Consider the following 15,654-nt stretch of genomic DNA (forward strand, 5'->3'; position numbering starts at 1 on the left):
GCACATCATGACCAAACCCTTTCTCAGCATCGAGCGCCTGACCCAACGCTTTCCCGACGGCAAGGGGGGCCAGGTGACAGTCTTCGAAGATGCCAGCTTCGGCATCGAACGCGGCGAGTTCGTCTGCATCCTCGGCCATTCCGGCTGCGGCAAGTCTACGATCATGAACATCTTGGCGGGGCTGGCTGAGCCGACCTCGGGCGTCGTTGCTATGGACGGCAGCGAGGTCACCGGCCCCAGCCTCGACCGGGGCGTGGTGTTCCAGAACTACTCGCTGCTGCCTTGGCTTTCCGCGCTCGGCAATGTCCGCTTCGGCGTGCGGGCCCGGCACCCGGACTGGAGCCGCGCCCGCATCGACGAGCGGGCGCGGGAATACCTGGCGATGGTAGGCCTCAAGGGCGAGGCCATCGACCGCAAGCCAAAGCAGCTTTCGGGCGGGATGCGCCAGCGCGTGTCCATCGCGCGGGCCTTCGCCAATCATCCGAAGCTGCTCTTGCTGGACGAGCCCTTCGGCGCGCTTGACGCGCTGACGCGGGGCACGATCCAGGACGAGCTGCTGAAGATCTGGTCCGGCACGGGGCAGACCGTCTTCATGATCACCCATGACATCGACGAGGCGATCCTTCTGGCCGACCGCATCCTCTTGATGTCGAACGGACCTTTTGCCCGCGTGGCGGAGTCTGTCGAGATCACCATCCCCCGCCCGCGCGAGCGCACGGGCATCGTCGAGCATTCGAACTATTACGCGATCCGCAACCATCTGGTGCAGTTCCTCGGCAAGCGCTCGAAAGAGCTGGCGGGGGTGCCCTCCGAGGGCCGGCCGCAATCCCCCGAAACCGTCCGGATCGACCTGACCGGTCCCGGCGCCCCCGAGCCGGCGCGCCTCCGCGCCGTCCACCCCTGACCCCATTTCAAGAAGGAGACCATCATGAAAGACCAGACCCATCTGCCGAGCGCGCTGACCCGCGAGGACGTCACCGCCCAGATCCTTTCCGCCCGCAAGGTCGCCGGCATGACCTGGGAGGCCTTGGCCAAGGCCATCGGCATGTCCCCTGTCTTCACCCATTCCGCCACCATGGGCATGAACGCCTTCCCGCAGGAAAAGGCCGAGGCGCTAGCGAAGGTGCTGGATCTAGAGCCCGGCGCGGCCGAGCTGCTCTCCGAGCCGCCGACCAAGATCTGGAGCCAGGCGGTCCCGACCGATCCCTGCATCTATCGCCTTTACGAGATCGTCGGCGTCTACGGCCCGACCATCAAGGCGCTGATCGAGGAGAAGTTCGGCACCGGCATCATGTCCGCGATCGACTTCGAGATGCACCTGACCCGTGAGCCCAACCCCAAGGGCGACCGCGTGAAGCTGGAGATGTCGGGCAAGTATCTCGGCTACAACGCTTGGTGAGATCGGGGTGGAGCGGTCGAGAGCTTCGGCTGCTCCGCCGACGTTTTGGATGAAGCGGATCCTGCGATGATACTCGACGTCTGATCGCCGGTTGGGCGATTTCGCCGGCGGTGGATACCGACTGACCCCGCTTGGCCTGAGCTTCGTCGATCTGGTGAAGATGGTCCATGCCCCTGGGCGCGGCAATATCGACGAGCTGGAACGACTGCAGTTCAGGAGCACGACGAAGCCATGGCCGGATACTTTGTCCTGCGACCAGTGTGAACCGGCAGGCCTCAAACAGGACGCGCCTGTCTGGATGTCTCTTTAGGCGCCTCTTAGCAGCAATTCTTCACAACTGTCAGTCGGCGCTACGCCTCAGGTTGATCGCGCTGCGACTAAAGTTGCGGCACTTACGAGCGGCCGCTTCCACGTCATACGGGAGGCTGTGTGCTGCACCACCAACAGGCCGCTATCCGCCCTTCGCGCTGTTCGCAGCAAGTGCATCATCCACCTACCACAGATCGTCGAACCGATGCGCCGCGGTTCGCGTGTAGTGGGTGGTATGCCGCGGATCCCGGTGCCCGAGGTGATCTTGTATCAGCCGCAGGTCGCGGCCTTTGTTTGCCAATGCAAAGCCGCAGGAATGACGCAGCATGTGGGGATGCACATGTCCAATGCCCGCGCGATTACCAGCCGTTCCAACGATGTAATTGACCGCCTGTCGTGTGAGCGGCTGCTTCCGCTCGGAGACGAACAGCCAAGGTAGCGCGTCCTCCCGCCGCGCGAGCCAGCGCTTGATTGCCCGCAGCTCATCACCGGCGACCGACTGCTCGACGCTAAGCCCGTTCTTCAACCGTGCGATCCAGACCCGCGACTGTGCGAGATCGACGTCCTGCCGACGCAATGCGATTGCCTCAGAGACGCGCAGCCCATGGCGGAACATCATTAGGATCAGGAGGTGGTCACGGACCCCGTGGCGGCTTTTCTTGCTCGCGATGAGGAGCCGGTCGACATCTGGCTGACCAAGGTAGTCCCGGCCGCGAACATGGGCATCTGCCGCGCGATCGTCGACACTCTTAACACTTCGCCGCTTGGGCATCAGTCTGTCACCTTTGCAAGTCCCTGTGTCGCCTAGCTCAGCCTAGAGCAACTTTTGACACTATGCACATTCTGTAAAGAGTAGCGGCACGAGTTACCCGCGCCCAAGTCGCGCAAACTCTAGGTACAGTGACAGGCGCGACCACCATGGTGCGTTCGGATCAGCGCCAGGATGGCCGGTGGAAATGACGAGACGACGATACGCGTACCATTCGACCCAGATGCAATAGACCATCCAGCACAGGGCCAGCGGGAATAGACAAGCTGAACCCACCCACGCGAGCAATTCGTGTGTCGGTGCGGTCTCGATAGGAGAGAAGCTCTCGTACTTCGCCAGGCCGACCAGGAAACACATCGCCACGAGCAGGTACATTCTCCCGGCAAACCGCGATCGAAGGCTTGCGTGCTCCCAGACCCGCTCGAGCTCTATCTGCTTGGTGGCGTTCGGGATCGAGAACTGTGGCATGTCATTCTCGCATTAGATCGACCCAATGGGCGACTTCAGGAATTTCCAGACGCTGCCCATTCCGCAACGCCGTTTGCCATCGGGCAATGATCTTCTGGTGCGCCGATACAGGCAGTACGGTCTGAGTGGACGCAAGGTACGCGCTGAGTTCTGCTGCAAACTCTGCCACGGCTTCAGCATTATGGCCTTCAAGCGACAAGCCTTCCCCGAACAGAACCCAGTGGAGGTTCAGCTGGTGAACCTCCCGCAGGCGCCGCAATTTGTCAACTGTCAGGCTACGCGTGCCTTTTTCATAGTGAAAGTAAGACCGAGGCGAGACACCGATGGTTTGAGCAAACTTGGCCTGCGTCATCCCCAATCCCACCCGAATTATTGCGAGTCGGGATCCGATCGCTTCATCGCTTGCAGGGTCTGATTCCGTATGGCCGGGTGGTGTGCTGAACATCGGTCTCCTATCAGCTTTCATGGAATATGCCGGACTTTCCGCTCTTCACTGCGGGTACGGCAAGGTTTTGCACAATTGTGCCGGTACGGGCGGTCATGGGTAGTAAAAATGTTGCTTCGTTCAAAATACAGATGCTAGCGTTCCTGTGACTGCCATCCGGAAATGTATGACCTTCCACAACCATCAGCGGCCTCACTTGGCCTTGGGGGCAAGCCACCGGCGGTAGTCTATTGGCAAAGAAATGATATCAACTAACCCGATCAGCAGGTACAACGCGTAGCTTAACTGCAAACAATGACGATGAAGCTGCACACAAACAGAAAATCGCTATCGCGATGATGACTGCCGATTACAAAGTGGAATGCGAAGACAACATTGGCGCATCGGCTATCTGGCGTCGTAGCCCTGAACTCAAAGCTACCAATGAAAATTGCGTGCCGATATCGTGGTCGTCACTTGCCGTGCCATTGAACGCACGCGTATCAGGGGTAGGACCGCAAACGATGACCGCATAGCGCGAAGGGCAAAACATGAGAACCTGCCACCTCCATTTCGGTATGCCCAAGACTGGATCGACCGCGATCCAAGAGGCTTTGCACCGCCATTCGGAGGCTACTATCGAATATGCCCGGCTTTCGACGCCCAACCACGGCCTGCAATTGATCACCGCGTTCGCGGAGGATCCGGCGTCCTTCTATATGCTGAGGAACCGAGCAGCCAAGCCGAAGGAGGCTCATGATATTGCTGCGACGAGTAGGGCGGAGATCACCAAAGCCATTAAAGGCCGGAAAAGCGTCATCTTCTCGGCCGAGGCTGTGCCCGACCATATGAGTCCCGACGAGATCGCAGCGCTGGTCGCCTTTATGAAGGCCAGTTTTGATCGGGTGTCTGTGATAATGTACCTGCGTCCGCCGGCTTCGCTCGTCTCGAGCCAGTTTCAAGAACGCATCAAAAGTGGTTTGGGTAAATTCTTACTGCCCGCCCCTGATTACCGTAAGCGGATGTCTCCTCTGATCGAGGCCTGTGGCCGGGATGGGATCACTTTCGTTCAATACTCGCGCAACAGTCTGCGTGATAACGATGTTGTCGCCGATTTCTGCGCCCGCGTTGGGGTGTCGCCCGCTACGAAGGATATTGCCGCAGGGACTGCCGATCCTAGCAACTCGTCGCTCTCGGCCGAGGCAATTGCCCGCATTTTTTCCTTTAACAAATACGTGGCACCGCATCTGCCCATCCGGCAGCGTACGAATGTACGCAATGCCTTGAAGACGCGGCTTGTCGGCCTCGGCGACGCTCCGTTCCGCTTGTCGAGCGGTCGAATAGAGCGACATTTGAAAAAACATGCCGAAGATATAGAATGGGCAAGCCATGTCTCTGGTATCGACTTGTCAGCGCCCGAAACCACCCCTGAAAACGGCATCTCATCCGAGTCGGATCTGCTGGCCTACCTTGACCAGCCTCTCCCGCCAGCCACCAAAGAAACACGCACATGAAGACCTGTTACCTGCATCTCGGAATGCCCAAGACTGGATCAACCGCGATTCAGGATGCGTTTCACGAGTACCGGGACGGCGCACTTTCGTATGCGCCTTTTGTGCAGAAAAACCACTGCCTGCCGTTGGCATCTATTTTTTCGCAGACACCGCAGAAATTGCGCGAGTTCGCCTGGAAGGAAACGCCGATCAAGGAGATCGAGCGCGAGATTGCGCGTGCCAGGGCGGTGCTGGATGGTATCTGCAGCAACCGCAGGAGTGTGATCCTCTCGGGTGAGGCCCTTCTGGACCAACTGACACCGGACGAATTTGCATCCATGGTCGGGCATCTTCGATCTAACTTCGATCGGGTCGTCGCACTGATCTATGTGCGCCCGTTACGCGCCATGGCGCCAAGCCAGGTGCAGCAACGGATCAAAATGGGACAAAGCGACCTGACAATCCCGCCGCCCCATTACAAGCGCCGCATCGGTCCGGTGATCGACCTACTGGGTCCTGAGGATGTCAAACTTATCCGTTTCCATCGCGATGATCTGGTCGCCGGCGACATCGTTACCGATTTTGCCCACCGCATCGGCGCCAAGCAAGTTCCTGCAACGAAAGATCCAGCGAACGAAACCATGTCGTCCGAGGCCCTTGGGGCAATCATGTCCTTTAACAGATATGTCGCCCCCCTGCTGCGCGTCAAGGAACGCACCCGCCTGCGACGTGAGTTGGAGCGCGCCTTGCGAGGCAAGGGAACAACCAAGTTTGGCCTGACTGAAGATGTCCTCAATGAGCATCTGGACCGGCACCGCGCCGAGTTGGACTGGGCCGAGGAACTTTGCGGATTCAGCCTTCGCGATGGCTCGAAGGAAGTAGCTCAGCCCGTATCTTCGGCGGAGGAGTTGATGAAACTGGCGTATTCTGCTGGCCTCAGGGACCACTAGTCGGCCAGCTGCGTCACTCGTGGCGTGATTTGCGCTCTCCAATTAGGTTAAGGGTACGATGAACAGTCTTTATTGGCTGAGTGAGGCTTAATGGGCGCGACGCGGGACTTTCTTTCCGAAGATCCATAGTAGGCCTCAGGTCGGCAACAGGCCGTTCACAGCGCGGTGATCCTCCTCAATCGCAATTGCTGTGGTTTTACGATGCGCCGAAGGAATGCGGCACACCCGTGGGAAGCGCTGGGGCGGCGTGGGTGTGTTCACACGGATCTTTGAGGGTCCGCGAGAGTCGGGTCTGCAGGTTGGTCAGCGTCGTTCGAGCAGGCCCGCGCGTCAGAACGGCATCAGGATAAGTTACGGGCACAAGACAAACATCTATCAAGCTGTCAACATCGCGCCGAACCTTCTGCGATAAGAATTTGTGGTTCGCGGGCCGAACGAGAAATGGGTTAAAAATATTACTCATATCTGGACCCGAAAGGGCTGGGTTCAACTGGCGCTCGGCCATTGTCCTCGGACCGACGGTGGACATGGTTTTAGACCTGCGTCGCTCACCTTAGGGCTGCATTCATCGCCGCGACCGTGGGGCGCGATGCAGTGTGCTTGATCAGCGTAGTATCTTCCGCAGATATGGTTTCACGATGTCCGCGAGGGCATCAACCCGGGGACCACAATGACAAATTGGATCACGCCCATGCCCTGCGTTCGCGCAAGCATGCGCAAGTATCCGAAGACGCGTCGCGCAGCTGTATGCGCCATTTGCTCAGGTTCACTATATCGACATGGCCCGCATCAGGAATTCGCCCGCCGGGCCCAGTGATTTGCCCCTGCTGCGCGCGACCACGATATTGAAGCGTGGCATGGTGTTCGACGAATCCCATTGCGCCGGTTGCAGGATCACCAGTTCTCCTCGGGCGACATCGGCCTCGACCATCGGCAGCGGCATCGAGCCCCAGCCGATGCCCAGCTTGATCAGCTCGTAACGCAGGCGCACGTCGCTGACGCGCCACTGGTTGACGCCGATGATGCCATAGGCGGCGTTGTCCTGGGGCTGCTGAGAGATCGTGACCACGATCTGCAGGTGATCGCGCATCTTCTCGCTTGAGAAATGCGGCGGCAGTTTCGCCAGCGGGTGGTCGGGTGCGGCGACGACGACGAACTCCATCTGGGCGACCAGCATGGTTTCCAGCTCGGGCTGGGGGGTGAGTGGCAACAGCAGCAGGCCCAGGTCCGCGCGATGATCCGACAGCTGCTGTGATGCATCGTGGGGGCGGACCGAATTGATCCTCAGCTGGACCATGGGAAATTCGTCATGGAACTGGCGCAGGGCCGGCGCGATCAGCGACAGGGGCAAGAAATTCTCGACGGCGAGGATGACCTCGGCCTCGACACCTTGCGCGATGCTTTGCGCCTGCACGCGAAACTCGCCCATGTCGTCCATGACCCGGCGGATGCGAGGCAGCAGGGCGCGCCCCTGCTCGGTCAGGACCGGACGATAGCCTGTGCGGTCGAACAGCTGCACGCCGCTCTGATCCTCCAACTTCTGGATGGCATAGGTAATGGCCTATTGCGCGCGGCCAAGCTTGCGTGCGGCGGCGGCAAAGCTGCCCTCGTTCAGGATGGCCAGAAAGACGGTGAATTGATCGAGGGTGATGGCGTCCATGACATTCAGATTATCCGAATGGTGCCTTCCGAACTATCCCGATTTTTTAGATTTCGCGCTTGGTCTAACCAAGGGGCCAAGCAAGCTATGCCCTTCACACATAAAGGCCGCCCCCAATGTCGCAGACTGCACCGACATTCCCGATCGCTTCGAACCGCGCCAATATCGGCATCTGGGTGGCCCAGGTTCTGGGGGCTGCGGCCTTCATCATGCCGGGCGTCATGAAGCTGACCACGCCGATCCCCGAATTGTCGGCGATGATGCCCTTTGCCGGTGAATATTCCTCCGGCTTCGTGCGGTCGTTGGGGGCGATCGATCTGGCCGGCGGGCTTGGACTGTTGCTGCCGTCGCTGACGCGGATCATGCCGCGTCTGACAGTGATCGCGGCGGGATGCTGCGTGCTGCTGCAGATCCTTGCAATCCTGTTCCACGCTTCGCGTGGCGAGTTCTACGCCCTGCCCGTGAACGTGATCTATATCGCGCTGGCGCTGATCGTCCTGTGGGGCCGCGGCCGCAAGGCTCCGATTGCCCCCCGGGCATGACGGATGACCGTGCTGTGCAGCGGTTCTGTCCGAAGGAAGAGGTCACATGAAACTGCTTTTACTGGGCGCCACCGGCCGCACCGGGAAACACATTCTTGAACGCGGCCTGTCCAAGGGGCATCAGATCGTCGCCTTGGCCCGCGACCCTGCGGACCTGAACCCGCGCGATGGACTGACCATCGTGCCGGGGACGCCGTTGAATGCCGATTGCCTTGCGGCCGCCGGGCAGGGATGCGACGCCATTCTGGTGGCGCTGAACAACCCGCGCACCTCGGATGCGCCATGGGCCAGGCCCGTGACAACCGAAAAGATCCTGACCAAGGTCGCCCGCAACATCATGGCGCTTGGGGACAGGCGGGTGGTCTTTTTGTCCGCAGCCGGCGTCGGCGACAGTTTCGAATTTGCCCCCTGGTTCATGCGCTTCATGATCCGGCGGACCAATCTTCGTCATGCCTATGCCGATCACAACGGCGTCGAGCAGGTGTTCCGCGATGCCGGCACGCGTTGGACGCTGGTGCGGGCCATGGGGCTGTCGAACGCAGACAGGCCGAAGACGCTGATCGTCGGGACCGCCACGACCCCGAAGCCGGGGATGATCGTCCGCCGAAGTGCCGTCGCGGATTTCATGCTGGATTGCGCCGAAAACGACAGCCATCTGCAGGGCACCCCGGTCATTTCCGAAAGATGACAGCCACAGGCGCGCGTTCCCGACGGACTGCGGACCGCGAAGAATTTCCCTTGCGGCGGGAAATTTTCTATACGCCTACGGTTGTCAGGGAATGCGGGGGATGCGGCGATGAAACGGAACAGGGTGACGCTGGATCAGGTGGCCAAGGCCGCGGGCGTGTCACGGGCGACGGTGTCGCTGGTCGTGCGCAAGTCGCCCCTGGTGGCGGATCGGACCCGCGACAAGGTCGAACAGGTCATGGCCGATCTGGACTATGTGCGCGACATCGGCGCGGCGCGTCTGCGCAACAACAGCAGCCGCACCGTCGGCGTCGTGGTGCCGAACCTGCTGAACCCCTTCTTCACCGAGTTCCTGTCGGGGGCCGAGCAGGTCCTGGGGCAGGGGGACCGTGTCGTGCTGTTGGCCAACAGCCATGACGACACGCAGCTGCAGTCACAGATCCTGCAACGCTTTCGCGGGCATGGGGTCGATGGGCTGATCCTCTGCCCGGCGGCGGGCACCGATCCGGCGCTGTTGACGCGGGTGCGGGACTGGGGCCTGCCGGTGGTGCAATCCATGCGCGAGGTCGGCGACAGCCTGACCGACTATGCGGGGGGCGATTACATCCAAGGCATGCGGTTGGCGGTGCAGCACCTTGTGGATGGCGGCCATCAGCGGATCGCCTTTCTGTCGGTGCGGGCGCGGACCTCGGCCCGGGCAGAGCGGCTGCGGGGCTATGATCTGGCGCTGGCCGAAACCGGTGCCACGAATGCCGGCATCGTCGAAACCGACCTGACGTGGGAGGCCTCGGTTTCCGCCGCCACTGCGGTTCTGGCATGCAGGCCGACGGCGATCCTGTGCTTCAACGACGTTCTGGCTGCCGGTCTGATGGTGGGGTTGCGCCACGCAGGCTGCACGCCGGGGCGCGATGTGGCGGTCGTGGGTCTGGACGATCTTGAGATGGCGCAGATGGTCTGGCCGCCGCTGACCAGCGTGGCCATGCACCCCGTGCGCATCGGCGCCAGCGCCGCGCGGCTGTTGACGCGACGTCTGGCCGATACCGATGCGCCCGTGCTGCGAGAATCCGTCGATCCGCAGCTGATGGTGCGCGACAGCAGCCGCAACGAAAAGATTTGACTCGTCTCTGCGTTGGATTTAGATCGTTCTAAATAGGGATCGAACATCTGCGGGGAGGCCGATGTATCAGTTCAATTTCCAACCGGTCTTCGACAGCCTCGACCTGCTGCTGAACGGCGCATGGCTGACGGTGCGCCTGTCGCTGATGGCAATGGCGGCGGGGCTGGTGGTCTCGGTTCTGGGGGCGGTGGGCAAGACGTCGGGCATCCGCGCCCTGCGGTTCGTCATCGACATCTATGTCGAGATCATCCGCAACACGCCTTTCCTGATCCAGATCTTCTTCATCTATTTCGGGCTGCCCGCCATAGGGCTGTCGATGTCTCCCGACAGCGCGGCGCTGCTGGCGCTGGTCATCAACGTCGGCGCCTATGGCACCGAGATCATCCGTTCGGGCATCGAATCCATCCCGCGCGGCCAGATCGAGGCGGGACGTGCCCTTGGCCTGAACCCCGTGCAGATCTTCCGCTATGTCGTGATCCGTCCGGCGCTGCGCAACGTTTATCCCTCGCTGACCAGCCAGTTCATCTACCTGATGCTGACGTCCAGCGTGGTCTCGGTGATTTCGGCCAATGATCTGGCCTCGGCGGGGGCGGATCTGAATGCCCGCACCTTCGCCAGCTTCGAGATCTATCTGGTGCTGACGATCATGTATTTCCTGCTGGCTCTGGGCTTTTCGACCGTCTTCGGGATGATCCGGCGGGTGTTCTTCGATTATCCGGCGGGGCGCTGACATGATCCGTGAATTCACCTCGGCCGAGCTGCTGTTCATCGTGGGCGCGATCCGCTGGACGCTGATCCTGTCGGCCATCGCCTTTCTGGGCGGGGCCATCGGCGGGCTGGGCATCGCGCTGGCGCGCACCTCGCAGGGCCGCGCGTTGCGGCGGGTCGCGGCGGGCTTCATTCAGGTGTTCCAAGGCACGCCGCTGCTGATGCAGCTGTTTCTGGTCTATTTCGGGCTGGCCGTTGTCGGTCTGCCAATCAACCCGCTGCTGGCCGCCGCCGTCGCCCTGACCCTGCATGCCAGCGCCTATTTGGGCGAAATCTGGCGCGGGGCCATTCAGGCGGTCCCCCAGGGCCAATCCGAGGCCGCGACCGCGCTGGCCCTGTCCTATCCCGACCGGATGCGCCATGTCGTGCTGCCGCAGGCCATGCGCCTTGCCGTGGCGCCGACCGTCGGTTTTCTGGTGCAGCTGATCAAGGGGACCTCGCTGGCCTCGATCATCGGCTTCACGGAACTGACCCGTGCCGGTCAGATCATCAACAACGCGACCTTCAAGCCGTTTCTGGTCTTCGGCACGGTGGCCGCGCTGTATTTCATGCTGTGCTGGCCGTTGTCTTTGCTGGCGCGCCGCATGGAAACCCGCATGCGCCGCGCCATCACGCGCTGATCTTATCCTTGGAGGAGGAAACCATGACCCTGAACCGCCGTCTGTTCACCACCATCGCCGCCAGTGCACTGGCCTTCGGCCTTGCCGCCCCCACCCTTGCCGCCGATCTGGCCGACATCGAAAGCGCGGGCACCGTCAAGGTCGGCATGCTGGTCGATTTCCCGCCCTTCGGCCTGCAGGACAATTCGGGCAATCCCGACGGCTATGATGCCGATGTGGCCAAGGCGCTTGGCGAATACCTGGGCGTGGACACCCAGATCGTGCCGGTGACCGGCCCGAACCGCATCCCCTATCTGTTGTCGGGGCAGGTCGATGTGCTGGTCGCATCCCTTGGCATCACCGAGGAGCGTGCCCAGAAGGTTGACTTCTCGGACCCCTATGCGGGGATCAGCATTGCCGTCTATGGCGACAAGGGAGTCGAGGTGACCGAGGCCGCCGGGCTTGACGGTCAGGCCATCGCCGTCACCCGCGCCTCGACCCAGGACAGCGGCGTGACTGCCGTCGCACCTGAGGGCACGCAGATCCAGCGCTTCGACGATGATGCCACCGCCGTGCAGGCGCTGATGTCGGGGCAGGTTAAGCTGATCGGTGCCTCGAACATCATCATGTCGCAAATCGCGCAGGCGACAGGCGACCGCTTCGACAAGAAGTTCGACCTGTCCAGCCAGGTGCAGGGCATCGCGGTGGCACCCGGATCGGATGCGCTGCTGGACAAGGTGAACGCCTTCGTCGCGCAATCCGAAACCGACGGCACGCTGGACGGCATCCATGAAAAATGGCTGGGCGAGCCTCTGCCCGATTTCGTCAAGACCGCCAAGTGATCCTGTCGCCCGGCCATCCTTGGCCGGGCACTTCTGCAAGGGACGCCCCATGACCGAACATGCCATCATCATGCGCGCCGTGAACAAGTATTACGGTGCCTTCCATGCCCTGACCGACATCGACCTGACGGTCGAGCCGGGCGAACGCATCGTCATCTGCGGCCCGTCCGGGTCCGGCAAATCGACGCTGATCCGCACTATCAACCAGCTCGAGGCGATCGAATCCGGCACAATCACCGTGGACGGGGTCGAGCTGACGGCAGGCGGCGACAATGTCGCCAAGGTGCGCCGCGATGTCGGGATGGTGTTTCAGTCCTTCAATCTGTTCCCGCATATGACGGTGCTGGAAAACTGCATGCTGGCCCCGATGAAGACCCGCAAGGTGTCACGGGACGAGGCCAAGAAGACGGCGCAGCATTACCTTGAACGGGTGAAGATCCCCGAACAGGCCGACAAATATCCCGCCCAGCTGTCGGGTGGCCAGCAACAGCGCGTTGCCATCGCCCGCGCCCTGTGCATGAAGCCGCGCATCATGCTGTTCGACGAACCGACCAGCGCGCTGGACCCTGAAATGGTCAAGGAGGTTCTGGACACCATGATCGATCTGGCCCGCGAAGGCATGACCATGATCTGCGTCACCCATGAAATGGATTTTGCCCGCGCCGTCGCCGACCGCGTCATCTTCATGGACAAGGGCGTCATCGTCGAGGAAAACGCCCCTGAGGCCTTCTTCGGCAATCCGACCAATGACCGTTTGAAGAACTTCTTGGGGCAGATCGCATGACCCGGCCCCGGATTCTGGCATTGGCCGACCTGAAGCCCGCCGACATGGCCGACAGGCTGGCGGCGGATTACACCCTTATCCACGACATTGCCGAGGCGGGCGATGTCACCGCCGTGCTGACCGCAGGCAATATCGGGCTGTCGTCGCAGCAGATGGCGGCGCTGCCGGCGCTGCAGATGATCGCGGTCAATGGCGTCGGGCTGGATGCGGTCGATATGGAACAGGCCGCGCAGCGCGGCATCCGCGTCACGACCACCCCCGACGTCCTGTCGCCCGCCGTGGCCGAGATGGCCCTTGGCCTGGCACTGGCCTGCACCCGCCAGATCGCCCAAGGCGACCGCTTTATCCGCGCGGGCGAATGGCAGCAGGGCGGCAAGCTGCCCCTTGGCCGATCACTGACCGAGATGCGCGCAGGCATCCTTGGCTATGGCCGCATCGGGCGGGCGCTGGCCGAGATGCTGCGCGGATTGGGCATGCAGGTGCTTTATACGGCACGCAGCGAAAAGTCGGATGCGCCCGATGCCTTCCGCCCCGATGCACGGACGCTGGCACGCGATTGCGATGCGCTGTTTGTCACGACCTCGGGCGGGGACGGCACGCGGGCGCTGGTCGATGCCCCGGTGCTGGCGGCGCTTGGTGCGGGCGGCATCGTGGTGAACGTCGCCCGTGGCCCGGTGGTCCAGACGCAGGCCCTGGCCGATGCCCTGCGTGACGGGACCATTGCAGGGGCGGGGCTGGACGTCTTCGATGACGAACCGCAGGTGCCGCAGGCGCTGCTGGATGCGCCCAACTGCGTGCTGACCCCGCATATCGCCTCGGCCACGGAACAGGCGCGGCGCGCGATGGCGCAGCTGGTGCTGGACAACCTTGCTACGCATTTCGCGGGACGCCCGCTGCCGACACAGGTCGGCGGCTGACATGGACTATCTTTGCATCGGTGAGCCGCTGATCGAGTTTACCGCCATGCCCGACCGCCCCGAAGGCTTTACGCGAAACGCCGGGGGCGACACGCTGAACACCGCCATCTATCTGTCGCGCCTGCTGGGGGCGGGGCGGGTCGGCTATCTGTCCTGCCTTGGCGACGATGGCCACAGCCTGTGGCTGCGCGACCGCATTGCATCCGAGGGGATCGACACCACGGCTCTGTCCGCGCGGGCGGGCGCACGTCCGGGGTTAAGCTTCGTGACCACGGATGGGGCGGGCGAACGCAGCTTTGCCTATTGGCGCGAGCAGTCGCCTTTCCGCAGCCATTTCGATGACCCGCAGATGTTGCGGGCCTTGCCACACGCCGGGACGGTGTTCCTGTCCGCGGTGGCTTTGGCGGTCCTGCATCCGGCGGGGCGTGACAACCTGATGGCCTGGCTTCAAGCGCGCCGAGACCAGGGTGCACGGCTGGCCTTCGACACGAATTACCGCGCCCGCCTGTGGTCCGACCCGCAGATGGCGCGACAGGTGATCGGGCGGATGGCGGCGATGGCCGATCTGTTGATGCCCTCGCTGGACGATTTGCAGGGGGTGTTCGGTGTGGCAGGTCCGCAGGCGGCGATGCAGGCCCTGATCCCGATGACCGGGGCCGAGATCGTGCTGACCACCGGCGGCGGCCCGGTCCTGCATCGCGCGTGCGGGGCCGCCAGCTGGACCACCCACGACCTGCCGCCCGCCGTTGCGGCCATCGACACCACGGGCGCGGGGGACAGCTTCAATGCCGCATGGCTGGCGGCGCGACAGCAAGGGGCGACGGTGCCGCAGGCCGTGCAGGCTGCCGCCCGCCTTGCCGCCATCGTGGTCCGCCACCCCGGTGCGGTCCTGCCCCGTGCCGCCATGACCCATCTGACACTCAAGGACGCCTGACGATGACCGATAATTTCGATGCGACCTCTGCCGCTGCCCCCCTGCTGCACGCATGGCAGGGCGGTCCACGCCCCAAGGGCCTGACCCCATGTCCGCAGAACGTGGCCGAGGCCTATGCCGTGCAGCGTGCCGTGATGCAGGGTCTGGGTGATCCGGGCGGCGTCTGGAAGATGGCGCTGCTTGAGGGGCGCGACCGGCAGGCCGCCGTCCTGATGCGTCGCAGCCTGCATGCCTCGGGCGCGACCGTGAACCTGCCCGCCGATGCCGCGATCGAGGTCGAGACCGCACTGGTCCTGTCGGCCGAACCCGAGGCGGCCGATCCGATGGCCGCCATCGCGGACATCCACCTTGCTTTCGAACTGGTCGCCCCGCGCTTTGCCCCCGACGCCGGGTTTACCGCTTTGGAGAGCATGGCAGACGGGTTTCGATCCAGCGGCGTGGTTCTGGGTGATCCGATCAATGGATGGCGGGATGGGCTGCCGGACAGGCTGGGCATCGCGCTGACACTGGATGGCGCAGCAGTTCCGGCAACCGAAGCTGCCGCGCCGATCGACCCGGCGCTGGATTTCCTGATTTGGCTGACCACCCATGCCCGTGCACAGGGCATGCCCCTGAAAGCGGGCGACGTCATCATCACCGGTGCCAGGATCGGTCCGCTGCCCTTGGCAGGGGCCACGGGGCTGCGCGCAACCGCCATGGGGGCGGCTGTCGGTATCGATGTCGCGTACAAGGGGGAATAGGGTGGCGGGAACCGCAGCGACCGCGTCGGCGACAGATTTCCCGAAAGCCTGATTGTACAGGTGGGTACCGGGTAACGTGACCAGGGTCACGACAGAGCCAGCGCCCTCGGAAAACTTATAGGCCAGTGGAAATTTGGCCGATCGCGTGAAGAGCAGAAGCCCGCCGCCCTCAGAATTAGGCTGCGGCGGGGGGCTTTTCAAGATCCGGCAGCGTCGAAGGGTGATTCAGCGGCAACCCGGGTGGGTGATTTT

Annotated in this window: 19 protein-coding genes; 14 read left to right on the forward strand and 5 right to left on the reverse strand. The window is 62.6% G+C overall.

Features of this window, described 5'->3' with window-relative positions:
* Positions 1-7 precede the first annotated feature (7 nt).
* Together SJY40_RS14200 and cynS are read left to right on the forward strand one after the other, a co-directional pair.
* On the forward strand, positions 8-904 hold the full coding sequence (locus SJY40_RS14200) for an ABC transporter ATP-binding protein (protein ID WP_378947802.1): 897 nt from the start codon (positions 8-10) through the stop codon (positions 902-904).
* 24 nt (positions 905-928) lie between these two features.
* Positions 929-1,399 carry a cyanase gene (gene cynS, locus SJY40_RS14205; protein WP_378947805.1) on the forward strand — a complete coding sequence of 157 codons (471 nt, stop codon included), beginning with the start codon at positions 929-931 and terminating at the stop codon, positions 1,397-1,399.
* 493 nt (positions 1,400-1,892) lie between these two features.
* Here the strand turns inward: cynS and SJY40_RS14210 are convergent, their stop codons facing one another.
* The 3 genes from SJY40_RS14210 to SJY40_RS14220 form a co-directional block, all read right to left on the reverse strand.
* The gene (locus tag SJY40_RS14210; RefSeq protein WP_378947808.1) at positions 1,893-2,480 is read right to left on the reverse strand and encodes a tyrosine-type recombinase/integrase; all 588 of its coding nucleotides are present in this window, start codon (positions 2,478-2,480) and stop codon (positions 1,893-1,895) included.
* Positions 2,481-2,573: 93 nt separating this feature from the next.
* A complete protein-coding gene (locus SJY40_RS14215) occupies positions 2,574-2,945 on the reverse strand; it encodes a hypothetical protein (RefSeq protein WP_378947811.1) in 372 nt (123 codons plus the stop codon).
* A 1-nt stretch (position 2,946) separates the two neighbouring features.
* The gene (locus SJY40_RS14220; RefSeq protein WP_378947813.1) at positions 2,947-3,390 is read right to left on the reverse strand and encodes a helix-turn-helix domain-containing protein; all 444 of its coding nucleotides are present in this window, start codon (positions 3,388-3,390) and stop codon (positions 2,947-2,949) included.
* A 530-nt stretch (positions 3,391-3,920) separates the two neighbouring features.
* Here SJY40_RS14220 and SJY40_RS14225 point away from each other — a divergent pair.
* On the forward strand, positions 3,921-4,883 hold the full coding sequence (locus SJY40_RS14225; RefSeq protein ID WP_378947816.1) for a hypothetical protein: 963 nt from the start codon (positions 3,921-3,923) through the stop codon (positions 4,881-4,883).
* 23 nt (positions 4,884-4,906) lie between these two features.
* Positions 4,907-5,812 (forward strand): hypothetical protein, encoded by a 906-nt coding sequence (locus tag SJY40_RS14230; RefSeq protein WP_378947819.1) that lies wholly within the window; start codon positions 4,907-4,909, stop codon positions 5,810-5,812.
* Positions 5,813-6,581: 769 nt separating this feature from the next.
* Here SJY40_RS14230 and SJY40_RS14235 read toward each other — a convergent pair.
* Together SJY40_RS14235 and SJY40_RS14240 are read right to left on the reverse strand one after the other, a co-directional pair.
* Positions 6,582-7,370 (reverse strand): LysR family transcriptional regulator, encoded by a 789-nt coding sequence (locus SJY40_RS14235; RefSeq protein ID WP_378948467.1) that lies wholly within the window; start codon positions 7,368-7,370, stop codon positions 6,582-6,584.
* A 3-nt stretch (positions 7,371-7,373) separates the two neighbouring features.
* Entirely contained in the window at positions 7,374-7,472 is a 99-nt protein-coding gene (locus tag SJY40_RS14240) for a LysR family transcriptional regulator (RefSeq protein WP_378947821.1), read from the reverse strand.
* 116 nt (positions 7,473-7,588) lie between these two features.
* Between SJY40_RS14240 and SJY40_RS14245 the strand changes: the two genes are divergently transcribed.
* From SJY40_RS14245 to SJY40_RS14290, 10 genes are all read left to right on the forward strand, one after another.
* Positions 7,589-8,014, forward strand: a complete 426-nt coding sequence (locus SJY40_RS14245) for a DoxX family protein (RefSeq protein ID WP_378947824.1) — start codon at positions 7,589-7,591, stop codon at positions 8,012-8,014.
* 46 nt (positions 8,015-8,060) lie between these two features.
* On the forward strand, positions 8,061-8,702 hold the full coding sequence (locus SJY40_RS14250) for an NAD(P)-dependent oxidoreductase (protein WP_378947826.1): 642 nt from the start codon (positions 8,061-8,063) through the stop codon (positions 8,700-8,702).
* 108 nt (positions 8,703-8,810) lie between these two features.
* Positions 8,811-9,818, forward strand: coding sequence for a LacI family DNA-binding transcriptional regulator (locus tag SJY40_RS14255; protein ID WP_378947829.1), 1,008 nt, complete (start codon positions 8,811-8,813; stop codon positions 9,816-9,818).
* A gap of 61 nt (positions 9,819-9,879) precedes the next feature.
* The gene (locus SJY40_RS14260) at positions 9,880-10,548 is read left to right on the forward strand and encodes an amino acid ABC transporter permease (RefSeq protein WP_378947832.1); all 669 of its coding nucleotides are present in this window, start codon (positions 9,880-9,882) and stop codon (positions 10,546-10,548) included.
* 4 nt (positions 10,549-10,552) lie between these two features.
* Positions 10,553-11,206 (forward strand): amino acid ABC transporter permease, encoded by a 654-nt coding sequence (locus SJY40_RS14265; RefSeq protein ID WP_378948470.1) that lies wholly within the window; start codon positions 10,553-10,555, stop codon positions 11,204-11,206.
* A gap of 23 nt (positions 11,207-11,229) precedes the next feature.
* The gene (locus tag SJY40_RS14270) at positions 11,230-12,027 is read left to right on the forward strand and encodes a transporter substrate-binding domain-containing protein (protein ID WP_378947835.1); all 798 of its coding nucleotides are present in this window, start codon (positions 11,230-11,232) and stop codon (positions 12,025-12,027) included.
* 49 nt (positions 12,028-12,076) lie between these two features.
* Entirely contained in the window at positions 12,077-12,811 is a 735-nt protein-coding gene (locus SJY40_RS14275) for an amino acid ABC transporter ATP-binding protein (protein WP_378947838.1), read from the forward strand.
* Positions 12,808-13,728, forward strand: coding sequence for a 2-hydroxyacid dehydrogenase (locus SJY40_RS14280; protein ID WP_378947840.1), 921 nt, complete (start codon positions 12,808-12,810; stop codon positions 13,726-13,728). The genes SJY40_RS14275 and SJY40_RS14280 overlap by 4 nt, the downstream gene beginning before the upstream one ends.
* A gap of 1 nt (position 13,729) precedes the next feature.
* Entirely contained in the window at positions 13,730-14,662 is a 933-nt protein-coding gene (locus tag SJY40_RS14285) for a sugar kinase (RefSeq protein ID WP_378947843.1), read from the forward strand.
* 2 nt (positions 14,663-14,664) lie between these two features.
* Positions 14,665-15,402, forward strand: coding sequence for a fumarylacetoacetate hydrolase family protein (locus SJY40_RS14290; RefSeq protein ID WP_378947846.1), 738 nt, complete (start codon positions 14,665-14,667; stop codon positions 15,400-15,402).
* Positions 15,403-15,654: the final 252 nt, after the last annotated feature.

Source organism: Paracoccus sp. R86501, assembly GCF_042466435.1.
In the GTDB taxonomy this organism is placed as follows: Bacteria; Pseudomonadota; Alphaproteobacteria; order Rhodobacterales; family Rhodobacteraceae; genus Paracoccus.